General features: G+C 66.5%; 14 protein-coding genes. 5 read left to right on the forward strand and 9 right to left on the reverse strand.

Annotated features, from left to right (window positions below; all coding sequences use genetic code 11):
• Window positions 1-81 precede the first annotated feature (81 nt).
• The 3 genes from X566_RS13185 to X566_RS13200 all read right to left on the reverse strand — a co-directional run bounded on the left by X566_RS13185 (window position 82) and on the right by X566_RS13200 (window position 1790).
• Entirely contained in the window at window positions 82-324 is a 243-nt protein-coding gene (locus X566_RS13185; protein ID WP_152539868.1) for a hypothetical protein, read from the reverse strand.
• Between the two features lie 181 nt (window positions 325-505).
• Window positions 506-703, reverse strand: coding sequence for a hypothetical protein (locus X566_RS13190; protein WP_152539869.1), 198 nt, complete (start codon window positions 701-703; stop codon window positions 506-508).
• Between the two features lie 340 nt (window positions 704-1043).
• Entirely contained in the window at window positions 1044-1790 is a 747-nt protein-coding gene (locus X566_RS13200; protein ID WP_034466925.1) for a haloacid dehalogenase type II, read from the reverse strand.
• 236 nt (window positions 1791-2026) lie between these two features.
• Between X566_RS13200 and ykgO the strand changes: the two genes are divergently transcribed.
• From ykgO to X566_RS13215, 3 genes are all read left to right on the forward strand, one after another.
• Complete coding sequence (gene ykgO, locus X566_RS13205) at window positions 2027-2152, forward strand: type B 50S ribosomal protein L36 (RefSeq protein WP_006611362.1); 126 nt, start codon at window positions 2027-2029, stop codon at window positions 2150-2152.
• A gap of 142 nt (window positions 2153-2294) precedes the next feature.
• On the forward strand, window positions 2295-3014 hold the full coding sequence (locus tag X566_RS13210; RefSeq protein WP_244434741.1) for a tetratricopeptide repeat protein: 720 nt from the start codon (window positions 2295-2297) through the stop codon (window positions 3012-3014).
• A 138-nt stretch (window positions 3015-3152) separates the two neighbouring features.
• A complete protein-coding gene (locus X566_RS13215) occupies window positions 3153-4118 on the forward strand; it encodes an alpha/beta fold hydrolase (RefSeq protein WP_034466929.1) in 966 nt (321 codons plus the stop codon).
• A gap of 140 nt (window positions 4119-4258) precedes the next feature.
• Here X566_RS13215 and pyk read toward each other — a convergent pair whose 3' ends face one another.
• Window positions 4259-5695, reverse strand: a complete 1437-nt coding sequence (gene pyk, locus X566_RS13220) for a pyruvate kinase (RefSeq protein ID WP_034466932.1) — start codon at window positions 5693-5695, stop codon at window positions 4259-4261.
• Entirely contained in the window at window positions 5692-6273 is a 582-nt protein-coding gene (locus tag X566_RS13225; protein ID WP_034466934.1) for a DUF1036 domain-containing protein, read from the reverse strand. Before X566_RS13225 ends, pyk begins: the two co-directional genes overlap by 4 nt.
• Before the next feature lie 300 nt (window positions 6274-6573).
• Here X566_RS13225 and X566_RS13230 point away from each other — a divergent pair, with 300 nt between their 5' ends.
• A complete protein-coding gene (locus X566_RS13230) occupies window positions 6574-6873 on the forward strand; it encodes a DUF1244 domain-containing protein (protein ID WP_034468587.1) in 300 nt (99 codons plus the stop codon).
• 318 nt (window positions 6874-7191) lie between these two features.
• Window positions 7192-7461, forward strand: coding sequence for a DUF2312 domain-containing protein (locus X566_RS13235; protein ID WP_034466937.1), 270 nt, complete (start codon window positions 7192-7194; stop codon window positions 7459-7461).
• Window positions 7462-7663: 202 nt separating this feature from the next.
• Here the strand turns inward: X566_RS13235 and X566_RS13240 are convergent, their stop codons facing one another.
• The 4 genes from X566_RS13240 to nikR form a co-directional block, all read right to left on the reverse strand.
• On the reverse strand, window positions 7664-9211 hold the full coding sequence (locus X566_RS13240) for a DUF882 domain-containing protein (RefSeq protein ID WP_051444070.1): 1548 nt from the start codon (window positions 9209-9211) through the stop codon (window positions 7664-7666).
• 276 nt (window positions 9212-9487) lie between these two features.
• Window positions 9488-11761: a murein L,D-transpeptidase gene (locus X566_RS13245; protein WP_034466939.1), complete on the reverse strand. Its 2274-nt coding sequence runs from the start codon at window positions 11759-11761 to the stop codon at window positions 9488-9490.
• Between the two features lie 399 nt (window positions 11762-12160).
• Window positions 12161-13657 carry a sigma-54 dependent transcriptional regulator gene (locus tag X566_RS13250; protein ID WP_034466942.1) on the reverse strand — a complete coding sequence of 499 codons (1497 nt, stop codon included), beginning with the start codon at window positions 13655-13657 and terminating at the stop codon, window positions 12161-12163.
• Between the two features lie 88 nt (window positions 13658-13745).
• Entirely contained in the window at window positions 13746-14210 is a 465-nt protein-coding gene (gene nikR, locus X566_RS13255; RefSeq protein WP_034466944.1) for a nickel-responsive transcriptional regulator NikR, read from the reverse strand.
• Window positions 14211-14225: the final 15 nt, after the last annotated feature.

The following is a 14225-nucleotide window of genomic DNA, read 5'->3' on the forward strand; positions in this document are numbered from 1 at the left end:
GATTCGACGAGACAAAAAAGCAGCCCGCGATCGGGGTCCTCGGCGGGCTGCGAAAAGAATCGAAAATGATGGGAAAACGAATCAGCAGCGGCCCTGCATGCGCAGACCCGGCGGGCAGTGATGGCCGCGCCAGCCGACCTTGCGGCCGCGGTGCCAGCCCGGAGGCGTGCCGTGCATCTTATGCACCTTCATGTGGTGGTGTCCGCGGGCGTGACCGTGCCCGTGGCCATGACCGCCTCTCGCTTCAGCGATCGACGGGCCGCCGAGCAACAACGCTGACCCTACGAGACCCGCCAGCAGCAGCGTGGTGTGTTTGAAGCGCATCCTCATATCCTCCTGGTTGGCCTGCCCGACGGCGACCACAGCAGGATCGGCATGAACGATCGCTGAATGAGACGGCGCAGGTCCGCTGTGTGCGGTGCATCAGCAGGCTTGCAGTGTTAGCAGGCTTACAGCGTTGTGTGCGCCGCAAACGCTCAATGCTTCGTCTGCGCGTGCCTGACCGTCATATTGTCGTTGGCAAGCTGTTCGTCGGCCAGCCGCAGACCTGTGCCATATGATCGATCGCGGCCAGCAGCTTCGACAGGCCCGCCGCCTCGAGCGTTCCATCGCCGTTCGACTTCTTCACGTCGAGCGCGCAGGCGATCACCAGTCCGATCGCCAAACCCTGTGCGGCTTCTTTATCGGACTTGGATCGGGGCATGGTCATTCTCGTGCGCTTTTGTCCAGCAATGCGGATGCGATGGCGTGCCAACGCCGATCATGGCGGCAACGGTGCTCCTGTGCGCCGCGGTCGATCGCAGCGGCAGCATGATGCCCGGCGCCGGAATCCGGCGCTGGACGTATCGCGATCGGATATCTCGCGATCAGGTGGTTTGCGATCACGGGAGGAGTCCTCGGAACATCGCTCGAGCCGCACCTGGCAATCAAAGTAAACAGAATGCATCATTCTAGGGCGCATTTTGCGGAGACTGCAATCCGGGAATCAAATGCGCTCAAACGCTTCATGCTGAAAAAAATTGCGAAATAGCGCCGGTATCGGCCTATGGCGAAGGCGTGCGCAGGAGCGCAGTTAAGTCCGATAGCGCACGAATGCTCCAGTCGGGCGCAAACCCGAACCGGTCTGGCCGCAGTCGTGTCGCCTTGAACATGGTGAGCGGCCCGATCGCGTCCGGATCGCGGCAGTCGTCGGCGAGCGCGGTTGCCGTCACGCGTTCGATCCAGGCGACCTTGAAGCCGAAGGATTTGGCGCCGCTGACATCGAACGGATTCGATGAGACAAATGCGACGTCGTGCGGATGGATGCCGAGCCTGCGCTCGACGAGGTCATAGGCGCGCGGGCTCGGCTTGAATACGCCGACGGCATCGACGCTCAGAACAGCGGTGAACAGCGCCGACAGGCCGCTGTTGCGGACGAGCGCGTCGAGCATTTCCGGACTGCCGTTGGAGAGGATCGCAAGCGGGCGCCCCTGCAGCGCTTCCAGCACCGCTTTGGCATCCGCGTATGGCGCGAGGTGCAGATATTGCTCGGCGATCCGGTCCACCGTTGCGGTGTCATGCGCAAGGCCGAGGGCATCCAGCGTGTACTGCAACGAACTCCGGGTGAGCGTCGCGAAATCCTGGTATTGCTCCATCAGCGAGCAGAGCCAGCTGTATTCGAGCTGCTTCATCCGCCAGATCTGGGTGATGACCTCGCCGTATCCGGGAAAGGCGCGTTCGGTCTCGGCGGCGACGGACTGGACGTCGAAGAGCGTGCCATAGGCGTCGAAGACCACGGCCTTGATCGTCATGCTGCCTCCGCTGATGCTTGCGGGCAGCCTAGTGGGGCAGCGCCCGAACCGCCAGCCGATCCGGGGACAACAGCCTGCCCGGCCTGGATTTGTCCCTGGGGAACCGCCGTTTCGATTGACATTTCGGGCCCCGCTCCGTAAAGAACCCGCGACTTCGGGCGGCTTGACCGCCCGGTTTGCTTTTCTAAAGACGTCCGGCCTGCCGAGCACGGTCTTCTCAGATCAGGATTTGACCCATGAAGGTCCGTAACTCCTTGAAATCGCTGCGTGGGCGCCATCGCGCCAACCGTCTGGTGCGCCGCAAGGGCCGCGTTTACGTCATCAACAAGGTGCAGCGCCGCTTCAAGGCCCGCCAGGGCTGATCCGCAGGCCGCAAGGCCGGGTTCCACGCGGCTCGGCCGGATTGGGTCCAGTTGGGGCCTTGCTCCAGTGCCGCGGCTCCGTCGTCCAGGCTCACCACCGGGCTAAAATCACACAGGCTTGAGCGTTCCGTCGCTTTCCAGCGTGCTGCCGCGCATCTACACTTCGTGGATGCTGCCGCCCCGCCTCGCGAACCGCTTCTATCCGGCCCGCTTCTGTGCCCCAGGGGTGGCCGCGTTGGCCTTGGCGCTGGCCGCCGTCTGGCCGGCCAGTTCGTCCCTTGCCCAAGGCTCTCCTCCGGCAAAGGACGCTCCCCCGACAATCCAGCAACCGAAGGCGCTGCCCGAGGCGCCAGAGAAGCTGCCGCGGGTCGGCGCCGACCGCAGCCGCGGCCTGGATTTCCTGTTCGGGGCTCTGAAGGCTGCGCCCGACGAGGAAAGCGCCAAGCACGTCGAGGGGCGGATCTGGGCGCTGTGGACCGCGACCAGCAGCGACACCACCATGCTGCTGATGACGCGCGCCAAGGCCGCGATCGAGAAGAAGCAGCCCGAGGTGGCGCTGAAGCTGCTCGACAAGGTGGTCCGCCTCAAGCCGGATTACGTCGAGGGCTGGAACCGGCGCGCGACGCTCTACTACCTGCAGAACGATTATGCCAAGGCGCTCGCCGACATCCGCGAAGTGCTGACGCGGGAGCCGCGCCATTTCGGCGCGCTGGCCGGGCTCGGCATGATCATGCAGGAGCTCGGCGACGACCGCCGCGCGCTTGAGGCGTTTCGCAAGGCGCTGGAGATCAATCCGCACCTGGAGAAGCTCCCCGACATGGTGAAGACCCTGACCGAAAAGGTCGAGGGCCGTCCGATCTGAATTCGAGATCGGATCGTTCGCGCGCGTTGCGCGCGAAAACGGTTTTCTCATTCGGAGATCGTGTTTTAATGGATTGGTTGGCTGACGCCGGCCGAGGGCAGTGCCGTTCGGTCCGGTGAGATCAAGTCGGGTGCTTGCATGAGTGTGATGAGCATCGCCGTCGCGCTGGTGGTGATGGCCGCGCTGACCCAGCTCGGTGTGCTGCTGATCGAGCGTCGCTATCCGCCGTCGGGACGGATGGTGGAAGTCGATGGCGGCCGGCTGCATGTGGTCGAGCTCGGCCCCGCGCACGATGCCGGCGTGCCGCTCGTGGTCATTCACGGGGCGAGTTCGAATCTGGAGGCGCTCCGCCACCCGCTCGGCGATCTGTTGGCGCAGGATCGGCGCGTGTTTCTGATCGATCGCCCCGGCCACGGCTGGAGCACCCGCGATCGGCTGAGCCATTCGACGCCGGCGATGCAGGCACGGATGATCGACGAAGCGCTCGGCAAGCTCGGCGTCGATCGCGCGATCATCGTCGGGCATTCCTGGGCCGGCGCGCTCGCGGCCGCCTTCGCGATCCATCATCCCGCACGCGTCGCCGGCCTCGTCATGCTGTCGCCGGTCACCCATCGCTGGATCGGCGGTGTGCCCTGGCGTCACAGCCTCGGCGCGCTGCCGGTGATCGGGCCATTGTTCGCCTACACCTTCGCGTTGCCGACGGGGCTGTTGATGCTCGACAAGGGCGCGCGCGGCGCGTTCCTGCCGCAGACGATCCCGGACAACTACGTGCGCGACACGTCGCTGAAGCTGCTGCTGCGGCCGCGCGAGTTCCTCGCCAATGCATGGGACATGGTGACGCTGAAGCAGGCGGTGACCGAACAGATGCCGCGCTACGGCGAGATCACCGCGCCGACCGTGGTCATTCACGGCGACGCCGATACCACGGTGTACCTCGATATCCACGCGCGGCAGTTTGTGAAGGCGGTGCCGCATGCATCGCTGATCGTGCTGCCGGGCGTCGGCCATGTGATCCAGAATGCGGCGGCAGAGACCATCATCGCGGCGATCGAGACGATGCTGCCGGAGCCGGCCGCCGCGCCCGTGGCGGTCGCGGCGCGCTAAGACGTTCTCGAGCGAAGCGGGTACCGGTTCGCGCACAATAATCCGCGCGCTCCGTGCGTTTCGGCTCCGATCGAGCGGAGCCGAAACGACCGATGTCGGCGTGACGCGTCTTCGTGAAGCGGGTCGGGCGCGCGCTGCGCTTAGATCTCGTGAGTGTCTTCCGCGCCGACATAGGCGATGCGCAGCATGTTGGTCGCGCCCGGCGTGCCGAGCGGAACGCCGGCGACGATGATGACGCGCTGGCCGGCGCGGGCGAAGCCGTCGCGGAAGGCGATCCGGCTCGCGCGGCTGACCATGTCGTCGAGGTCGTGCGCGTCCTCGGCGATCACACAATGCACGCCCCAGACCAGCGAGATCTTGCGTCCGGTCTGAATCTTCGGCGTGATCGCGACCACCGGCGAGCGCGGTCGCTCGCGCGCCACGCGCAGCGCGGTCGAGCCCGAGTCGGTCCAGCAGACGATCGCCGACAGGTCGAGCGTTTCGGCGATCTGCCGCGCCGCATCGGCAATCGCATCGCCCGCCGTCGCTTCGGGTTCGGCGCGTTGCGAGTTGATCACCGAACGGTAGGTCGGATCGCGCTCCACCTCTTCGCCGATGCGGTTCATGGTGGCGACGGCCTCGACCGGGAATTTGCCCGCGGCGGATTCCGCCGACAGCATCACCGCGTCCGCGCCCTCGAACACCGCGGTCGAGACGTCGGACACCTCGGCGCGGGTCGGCACCGGGCTCTGGATCATCGATTCCAGCATCTGCGTCGCCACCACCACCGGCTTGCCGGCGCGCTTGGCCATCCGCGTCATCTGCTTCTGCAGGCCGGGCACACGCTCGACCGGCATCTCCACGCCGAGATCACCGCGCGCCACCATCAGCGCATCGGCGACTTCAATGATCTCGGCGAGGCGGTCGATCGCCTGCGGCTTCTCGATCTTCGCCATCACGGCCGCGCGGCCGCGCACCAGCTTCTTGGTCTCGGTCACGTCTTCGGGGCGCTGCACGAACGAGAGCGCGATCCAATCGACGCCGGCCTGCAGCGCGGCCTCGAGATCGGCACGGTCCTTCGCCGTCATCGCCGAAACCGGCAGGTCGGTATCGGGCAGGCTGACGCCCTTGCGATCCGACATGCGGCCGCCGACCACGACGCGGGTGACCACGCGTTCGGGCGCGGCGTCCTCGACCACGAGCCGCACCTTGCCGTCGTCGAGCAGCAGCGCGTGCCCGGCGCGCAGTGCGCTCAGCACTTCCGGATGCGGAAGGTGCACGCGGCGGACGTCGCCAGGCGCTGGATCGGCATCGAGCACGAAACTCTCGCCGTTGTTGAGCTGCACCGCGCCTTCGGCGAACGAGCCGATCCGCAGTTTCGGCCCCTGCAGATCGACCAGGATGCCGATCGGCCGGCCGTAATTGCTCTCGATGTTACGGATCGTCGCGACGAACTCGCGCATCTTCTCATGCGGCGTGTGCGACATGTTGATGCGAAAGACGTCAGCCCCGGATTCGAACAGCTTCCGGATCGTTGCGCTGTCGGAGGAGGCGGGGCCGAGTGTGGCGAGGATCTTGATGCGGCGCAGCCGTCTCATTTCTTTTGCGCCCCGGGCGGGGTGAGCGACGGGGTCACGGGGGAGCCGCCGGGAATTCCGCCTGATGGCGTGGCGCCGCCGGGCAATCCCGGTAGCGGCCGCTGCGCGTTCTGTTCGCCAGTTTCAGTCAATTGCACGGTCCAGGCTCTCTGTTCTCCGGTGTCGACCTCGAAGAAACCGGTGCGGTCGAACCCGCGCGCCAGGCAATCTTCGGTGCCGCGAATGGTGAATTCCTTGTCGCGCGAGCACATGTAGGCTTGGCCTGACCATTCGCCGCCGCGATCGTAGTCGATCGCATAGATATAATAATATCGTGCGACGAGCGTGCCTCGCAGCAGCGTTTCGCAGCTCTTGGCCGAGATATTCCACCAGCCCTCGGTGTTCCAGCCCTCTGCGTCCTTGTATCCCAGTGCGATGCCGACGCGGCTCGCTGTGTTGTTGCAGAGGCGGAAGTCCGCACGCGCTGGGCTCGCCGCGAGGACCGACGTGACCACCGTTATGGCGAAGGCGGCCGCGGCCAGTGCCAGGAGCGGGCGGAGACGTGGGGATGTCGGTCGGAGGCGGTGCGTCGTGCTCATATCGTCCAGCAGGGTGTTCCTTGCGATGATACCCCAGGGGCAAATCAGCGGTGATCCGGGTCTGATTTCGCGTAACCGTCCCTCGGCTGTCAACGACCTCGGGCCGATTCCACGCAGCGGGCCTGATCACAGTTCACCGATTTGACCGGCTGCTTGTACTGCGCCGGTATGGCAAAATCCGGGATATTGACTATCTCGGGGTTGTCCGCCCAGGACGCAGGCACAAAGATGCAGGCCACACGGATACGCGCCCAAGGACAAGCGCCCAAGGACAAGCTCCAGGAAAATAAGGCGAACGCCATGCCGATCGACGACGCGACCCGCACCGAACTCGAAGCTGCCGCATTTCGAACCCTGGTGCAGCATCTGCGGACGCGCACCGACGTCCAGAACATCGACTTGATGAATCTCGCCGGCTTCTGCCGCAACTGTCTGTCGAACTGGCTCAAGGACGCGGCCGACGCGCGCGGCGTGCCGCTCAGCAAGGACGAGAGCCGCGAGGCGGTTTACGGCATGCCCTATGAGCAGTGGAAGACCCTGCATCAGAAGGAGGCTGGTCCGGACCAGCTCGCCGCGATGGCGAAGGCGCACAAGCACTGATCTGGCGCCGAGTCTCGAGGGGCGCGAGCAGGCTCGGGTTGCCGTGCGTGCGGTTGCGCAGAGCTCTCTGAACGGCGCGCTGGAACCGATCTCACCGTAACACGCGCCGCGCGAAGGCCGAATCCGCGCGCCGATCAAACGATCGAGGCCAAGATGTCCAGGCTGCCGTGACGACGCGGTGAATTCGTCTGTGGGTCGCTGTGGATGAGAGGCGGCGCGGCTTGACGCGATCTGCCCCCTGACTGAGGGTGCTCCCGAAAGCGGGCCCCGGTCGATGCGGCCTCGTTACATATCCTCATCAGCCTGTGGAGTACCCCGATGGCCACGCAAGCCGCCGTCAAGGAAGAGCCCGCGACCCGTTTCGCCAAGGATCAGCTCAAGTCAATCATCGAACGCATCGAGCGGCTGGAGGAGGAGAAGAAGGCGATCTCCGACGATATCCGCGACGTCTATGCCGAGGCCAAGGGTAACGGTTACGAGGTGAAGGCGCTGCGCGCCATCGTGCGCATGCGCAAGCAGGATGCCGACGAGCGGCGCGAGCACGAGACGATTCTCGAAACCTACATGCAGGCGCTCGGCATGCTCTGATGAGCGTGCTTTGACACGACGTGATGGAGCAAGACGCGCTCGGCACGACAAGCTTTGACGAGACTTGCTGTGCAACACATGCTTTGACGGTGATGCGCGGATACGTCCGCGCCTCACCGTAGGCGCATCAAGCCCGCCACAGGCGCGCAAACCAGATGATGGTGTCGGGAAGACGACGGCGTGGAAGTGGACGCCGTCGCGCTCAGCGCAGCGCTGCGGTCTGCAGGCGGAAGGTCATCATCGGCAGCGTCGCCATCGCCGAGCCGGTGAAGCGATCGCAAACCAGGCCCGGCGTCGCATCGGCCGCGAAGGTGATGGCGATCGCCGTCTGCGGCTTGACGAAATGGGTGCGCATCGCGGTCATGTCCGGTTCACCCAGCACTGTCGAGAGCATGAAGCGGTAGCTGTTCGGCGCGACCACCATCGCCCGCGTCCACGGATCGTCCTCGGGCTTGGCGGTGCTGGCGCGGGTGACCAGCGTCGGCACCGGCTGCCGGCCCTTCGTCACTACTGAGACCGCGGATGCCATCGGGCTCGCGCCGGCGTTGGCGGGACGGACGCTGCGCGGCATCGGCGCGCTGGCGGTGACGACCTTCGGCCGTTCGTCGAGCGGGATCTCCGGTGCGAAGGCCATGGCACGGGCCGTCTCCGGTGGCACGCTGGCGCTTGCGCGCGGGTCACGCACGGCGGCGCGGGCGGTCAGCGCCGCGACCTGCTGCGCCGACGCCTGCTTCGGCGCCGGGATGTCGTCCCAGAAGCCGCGCGAATTGATGATGTCGGCGACGCTCTGCGGCTTGGCGTCGGCCGGTCGCTTGACGGTCGGTGCTGCGGCGGATGCGACCTGATACGCGGCGGCCGGGCGCACGCGCGGCAGCGGCACCGGCTCGGCGCTCTTCGCCGGCGGCTCGGCCTGCGCGACCTTGATCTCCTTCGCCGCAGGCGCTGCGCTCGCGGCCGGAGCCTCGTCATCCTCCTCGTTGGATTTCGAGGACAACAGCGAGGCCAGGAAGCCCTTCACGCCGCGGCCCGACTGCGCATCCGGGTCGTTGGAGCGACGCGCGACATCGGCCATCGCCAGGTCGTAGCCTTTCAGCGGCCGTCCATCGGAGGGGATGTGCACGGTGCGGCCGTCCGGGAACACGCGCGCGAGCTGGTCGTGGGTCATGCGCGGCCAGTGGCGGATGCTGCCGGTGTCGAGGTGGACGAATGGCGAGCCGGAGGTCGGATAGAAGCCGACGCCGCCGCGTTGCAGCCGCAGGCCCGCGGCGCGGATATCGGCGAGCGCGACGCCCGGAATAAAGAAGTCCATCGCGTGCCCGCGCATGTGCTGGCTGAAGCGCGCGACGCCGGAGGAGCGGCGGCGCAGCATCGCGTTGGTCTTGGGCGAGCGGTAGGCGGAGATGATGTTGATCGGCTGCTTGCCGCCGACGTCGCGATAGACCTCCCAGACGATGTCGAACAGCTTCGGATCCATCGTCGTGGAATCCTGGCTGCGCCAGTCGCGGAGGAAGTGATTGAGCTTCTTCAGCGCGGCTTCGTCGTAGCGGCCGTTGCGCTTGAAGGTGACGGTGAGGTCTTCGCCGGAATGGGTGTGATGAAAGGAGAGGGTTCGGGTCTCGTTCAGCGCCGTGGCGTCTTTGACCGAGCCTCCGGCCGCGACGAGGAGCAGCGATGTCAGACTGATCTTCAGTCCGAGCCGCGAGAACGTCCCCACACCAATTCGTCGCGTGTCGCGAACCGTCACATACATTCCCGTCAAAGAACAGTCGAGGAATCCCGCCCGTCGCCCGTCACGGCGGATGAGATGAACGCAGTCTTAAATCAGGAGGGTTAATCGAGATTTACGTTCCCCAACGCAACCCGCCCAAGTGACCTCCCACGCAGTAGGTTTCGAGTATGGCAAAAAAGAGCCGCCGCGTAACCTTGTGATCGCAGCCCGTGGACGATCGTTAACAAAAAAACAACCCCGCAGCAGCGGGGTTGTTTAAATGGCCTGGATAATCAGTCGGTTAGCTGGCTGAGAGGCTTAGCGGGCGGCCTGCCGCTGCTGAACCCGGCGCTGCGGCCGGGGCGGGTGTGCCGGCTGGCTGGCCGGCATGCCGAACAGCATCTCGAAGAAGTTGCGGCCGTCGCCGCCGGACGGGGCGGACGAGGCGCCGGCCACGCCGCGCGGCAGGTTCGCCGCCGGCCGGCTGTAGTTCGGCTGGGCGTGGTTGACCGCGACTTCCATGCTCTGCCGGTCGTTGCCGCGCAGCACCTGGAGCAGGCGCGCGTCGCGGCCGTAGATGTCGCGGCGGGTCTGCAGGTGGCCGGCGTCATCGACGTAGGCGGTGTGATAGACGAGGTGCACCGGCAGCGGCGTCGGGAAGCGCAGGTCGACCTCGCTTGAGCCGTACATGCCGCGGATGCGCGCGGCGGTGTAGTTCTGGCCCGGCATGGTGATGTTGAGCAGCGTCTCGGCGTAGACGTCCGGATACTGCACGCGCATGCAGCCGTGGCTGTAGGCGCGGGTCTCGTGGGCGAACAGGTGCTTGTCCGGCGTGTCGTGCTGGTAGACCAGGAACTTGTTCGGGAAATTGAAGCGGATGCGGCCGAGCGCGTTACCGGCTCCCGGCGGCTGCGAGATGTGGACGCTGCCGTCGCGCCGCTGCACCACCTTCATGCCCATCCGCTCCATCACGGTCGGGTCCTGTTGCAGCGCCGGCAGGTATTCGTTGTAGACGATCGACGGCGGCACGTTCCACGTCGGGTTGACGGTGATGTACTTCATCGTCTCCGTCAGTTCCGGCGTCGCGTGCTTGCCGGGCTTGCCGACGACGACGCGCGTGGTCCACGCCTGGGCGCCGTTGTGCATCACCCGCAGCGTGTATTCGGGGATGTTCAGCATCACGTAGGCGTTGCCGAGCTTCGGTTCGCCGAGCTGGCGTGGCAGCCAGCGCCAGCGCTCCATGTTGGCGATGATCAGGTCGATGGTCCGGCCGCGCTTCGGCGCGTTCATCGCGCGGACGGTCTGGGCATCCAGCACGCCGGTCGCCTTCAACTCGGAATCGGCCTGGAATTTGCGGACCGCGGCGGCGACCGTTTCGTCGTACTTCGTATCGTCGGGATTTTCGGTGATGCCGAGGCGCGCGCGCAAAGCCGGCACCCGTGGGTCCTCCATCGGCTCGACCGTCTTCTTGGCATTCTTCTTCGGCTTGACGAAGCGCAGCACGGCGCCTTCTTCCATCTTCGCCGGGGCGGTCTCGGTGGTGCCGCGCAGTTCGGCGAGCTTCGCCTTCAGCGCCTTGTAGCCCTTGTGCGGCGGGTTGTAGGAATCGAGCGTGGCGGCGACATCCGGCGCCGTCGCGAGGTTGGCCAGCACCTCCGCCGGGTCCGGATTGTGGTCGGGATAGGCGATATCGGCGCTGACACGGGAGGGGTGCAGTCGCCCGCCCTGGGCGTGGCGTGCATAGTCGAGCACGGCCTCGGTCAGCTTCAGGTCGGCTTCCGCCAGCGCGTCGGGCGAGGTGGCGGCTGCGAAGTCGGGGGTCGGGTAGTCGTCGGGGGAGAGACCGTCGGTCTCGGCCGCCTTCAGCCGCGCGATCGCGGCCTTGGCCTTGTCGGTGGCGACACCGCTCGCGCTCCACAGCGGCGCGTAGTTGCGTTCCTTGTAGAAGGCTTCGGCGGCGGCGCGCTCGGCCTTGCGGTCGAAGAAGCGCTGCGCCTTGGTCGCGATCAGCTCCTGCAGCTTGTCTGCCACCGGGTGATCCGCCGCAGCGACGGGGGCCACAGCCTTCGGTGCGCTCTGATCCTGGGCCTGATCCACGGCAGGCTGGGCCGGGGCTGCGGCCGCCGGAGCCGTCGCCGTTGCGGCTGGCGAGGTTTCGGCCGGAGCGGTCGTCGCCGGCGGCTGCATCGCGGCCGGAGCGGCGCTGGCACTGGCACTGTCGCTCTTGGTTTCGTTCGCCTGCGTAGCAGGGGCCGTCGCGGTGGTGACGATCTCGGCGGGCTTGGTGTCCGTGGGCTTGGCGTCGGCGGGTTTCGTTTCAGCGGCGGTCGTGGCGGAGGGCTTCGACGCATCGCCGTTGGCAAGGCCCATCGCCTGGGCCTTGAAATCGGTTGGTGACGGCGGCGGCGCATTGGCCGGCTCGGGCATCGGCACAGCGGCGTCGATCGCCAGTTCCGAGGCCGACGCTGCCGGGTTCGACGGGGTGGAGGCCGATTGCGCCGAGGCGTTGCTGGCGGCAACGCCGACGAAGGCGGCGACGGCCGCGGCGATGATGCGATCATATCCGCCACGGTCAGTTCGATGGTCTCGCATTCTCACACCCCTTGAAGCGAAGCGTCCCAATCGGGATGCCCCCTGCCTTGGAATTCCCGCGGGCCGGAAGCCTGCGGCGGACGCTGCGCGACGGCAACGATGATTGAAGCCTGCCGGTTCCGTCCGTCGCCTGGCCCGCACGGTCTGCGCACGCAGGCGACTCTCGCTTTCCACGATAACACAGCACGGTGCAGCGGCCAGTCTCCGCGCCCGTCATTCACGGGAAACTGACTGTAGGTTGCCCCGTTTTGCAATGACTTGCGCCAAGTCCGCCGGCGCTTTTCCAAACGCTGTCACCGCACTGCAACGGATTGTGGCGAGATCGTGCGCCGCGCGCAGGCGGCTGCACGGCTGATCTGTCGCGAGGCGGTGCAAGGCAACCGAAAAGCTGCGATGCGCTCAGTCGCCCGTCGCCGGTTCCGTCGGTCTGTCGTCCATCGCTTCGAGCTTGCGGTAAAGCGTGGAGCGGCCGATCTTCAGCCGGCGTGCGACCTCCGACATCTGGCCCCGGTAGTGGGCGATCGCAAAGCGGATCACCTCGGTCTCGATCTCCTCGAGCGGCCTGGTCTCGCCGTCGGCGGTGAGCAGGTTCAGCATTGCGCCGGGAGCGGCGGGGGCGATCGGGATGTCCTGCTCGATCATCGCCGGCTGCATCGGCCGGAGCTCGGCCGGCATGTCGAGCGCGAGCGCCGGCGACGGCATCAGCGCCGCTTCGGCGGCGTTCGCCAGCAGCGGGAAGTCGGCCGTGCCGAGCGCGCCGGTGTCGCTGATGACCACGGCGCGGTACACGGCATTCTCCAGCTGGCGCACGTTGCCGGGCCAGGAGAAGGCGGTCAGCGCCGCCATCGCCTCGGCGCTGACGGAGGCGCCGGAGCGATTTTCCTCGGCGCAGAAGCGGGCCAGGAAATGACGCAGCAGGTGCGGCACGTCCTCGCGGCGGTTGCGCAAGGGCGGCACGGTCAGCGGCAGCACATGCAGGCGGTAGAACAGATCCTCGCGGAAGTGGCCCTGCTTCACCCGTTCCAAGAGGTTGCGGTTGGTGGCCGAAATGATGCGGACGTCGACCCTGACCGGCTTGCGGCCGCCGACGGCTTCGACCTCGCCTTCCTGCAGCGCCCGCAGGAGCTTCACCTGTGCGGCCTGCGGCAGTTCCGACACCTCGTCGAGGAACAGCGTGCCGCCGGACGCTTCCACGAACTTGCCGGTGTGACGTTCGGTGGCGCCGGTGAAGGCGCCCTTCTCGTGACCGAACAGGATCGATTCCACCAGGTTGTCCGGAATCGCACCGCAGTTGACGGCGACAAACGGCTTGGTCGCACGCTCGCTCGAGCCATGGATGGCGCGGGCGACCAGTTCCTTGCCGACGCCGGATTCGCCTTCGATCAACACCGGGATCGACGCGTTCGCCGCCTTCTCCGCCATCCGCAGCGTCGCGTCCATCGCCGGACTGCGGGTGATGATGTCGGCGAAGGTCAGCCGGCCCTCGCGGGCGTGGCGGATGCGCTGCAATTCGCCCTTCAGCGCGCTGGCGGTCAGCGCGTTGCGCAGCGACACCTGCAGCCGCTCGAGGCCGACCGGCTTGACCACGAAGTCGTGCGCGCCCGCACGCATCGCCGAGACGACGTTGTCGATGCCGCCATGGGCGGTCTGGACAATCACCGGCACGACGATGCCGGCCTCGCGCAGCTTCGCCAGCACGCCCATGCCGTCGAGGCCGGGCATGACGAGGTCCAGCACCACCGCATCGATGCGCGGTTCGGCATCCGAAGTCAGGTGGGCGACTGCCGCATCGCCGGTCTCGACCGCCAGCGCCTGATAGCCGGAGCGCTGCACCATGTTCTCGATCAGCCGCCGCTGCACCGGATCGTCGTCGGCAATCAAAATCGTGGCGGCCATTTGCGGCAGTCCCTTTCGCGCTCAGATGTCCCGAATCGAGGCACTGTGCCGGGTGCGGATTAACGAGGCATTAATCCGGCTGCGCCGTTCAGCGCTTTGCCGGCGAATGTGCGTGCGGGTGTGTGTGGGCAGCGTGCGCCTTGCCGCCGCGCTCGCGCGCCGGGATCATCACCACGCGGCCATAACGCACGCCGCGCTCGGCGATTACATGATCGGCGAAGTGCTGAATCTCGCCCCGGCTGCCCTTCAGCGCGGTGATCTCGAGACACGATGCGTCGTCGAGATGCACGTGCATGGTGGCGACGGCGATGTCGTTGTGTTCGTGCGCGGTCTCCACCAGCCGGTGCGAGAGGTTGCGGGCCGCATGATCGTAGACATAGACCAGCGCGCCGGCCCAGGGCTCGGCCTGGTCGCCATCGGCCTGCATCTGCGCAAGCCCGTTGCGCGCGAGATCGCGGATCACCTCGGACCGATTCTGATAGCCGCGCTCTGTCGCGATCGCATCGATCGCGGTCAGCAAATCGTCGTCGAGGGTGATGGTGATCCGCTGCATGATGCCTCCGACAAC

It is taken from the genome of Afipia sp. P52-10, assembly GCF_000516555.1.
GTDB lineage: Bacteria > Pseudomonadota > Alphaproteobacteria > Rhizobiales > Xanthobacteraceae > P52-10.

Coding starts and splice junctions, on each gene's coding strand:
- ykgO (WP_006611362.1), top strand. CDS start 2,027: ATGAAGGTCCGTAACTCCTTGAAATCGCTGCGTGGGCGCCATCGCGCC.
- X566_RS13240 (WP_051444070.1), bottom strand. CDS start 9,211: ATGTATGTGACGGTTCGCGACACGCGACGAATTGGTGTGGGGACGTTC.
- X566_RS13250 (WP_034466942.1), bottom strand. CDS start 13,657: ATGGCCGCCACGATTTTGATTGCCGACGACGATCCGGTGCAGCGGCGG.
- X566_RS13235 (WP_034466937.1), top strand. CDS start 7,192: ATGGCCACGCAAGCCGCCGTCAAGGAAGAGCCCGCGACCCGTTTCGCC.
- X566_RS13215 (WP_034466929.1), top strand. CDS start 3,153: ATGAGTGTGATGAGCATCGCCGTCGCGCTGGTGGTGATGGCCGCGCTG.
- X566_RS13200 (WP_034466925.1), bottom strand. CDS start 1,790: ATGACGATCAAGGCCGTGGTCTTCGACGCCTATGGCACGCTCTTCGAC.
- X566_RS13230 (WP_034468587.1), top strand. CDS start 6,574: ATGCCGATCGACGACGCGACCCGCACCGAACTCGAAGCTGCCGCATTT.
- nikR (WP_034466944.1), bottom strand. CDS start 14,210: ATGCAGCGGATCACCATCACCCTCGACGACGATTTGCTGACCGCGATC.
- pyk (WP_034466932.1), bottom strand. CDS start 5,695: ATGAGACGGCTGCGCCGCATCAAGATCCTCGCCACACTCGGCCCCGCC.
- X566_RS13225 (WP_034466934.1), bottom strand. CDS start 6,273: ATGAGCACGACGCACCGCCTCCGACCGACATCCCCACGTCTCCGCCCG.
- X566_RS13190 (WP_152539869.1), bottom strand. CDS start 703: ATGCCCCGATCCAAGTCCGATAAAGAAGCCGCACAGGGTTTGGCGATC.
- X566_RS13185 (WP_152539868.1), bottom strand. CDS start 324: ATGCGCTTCAAACACACCACGCTGCTGCTGGCGGGTCTCGTAGGGTCA.
- X566_RS13245 (WP_034466939.1), bottom strand. CDS start 11,761: ATGCGAGACCATCGAACTGACCGTGGCGGATATGATCGCATCATCGCC.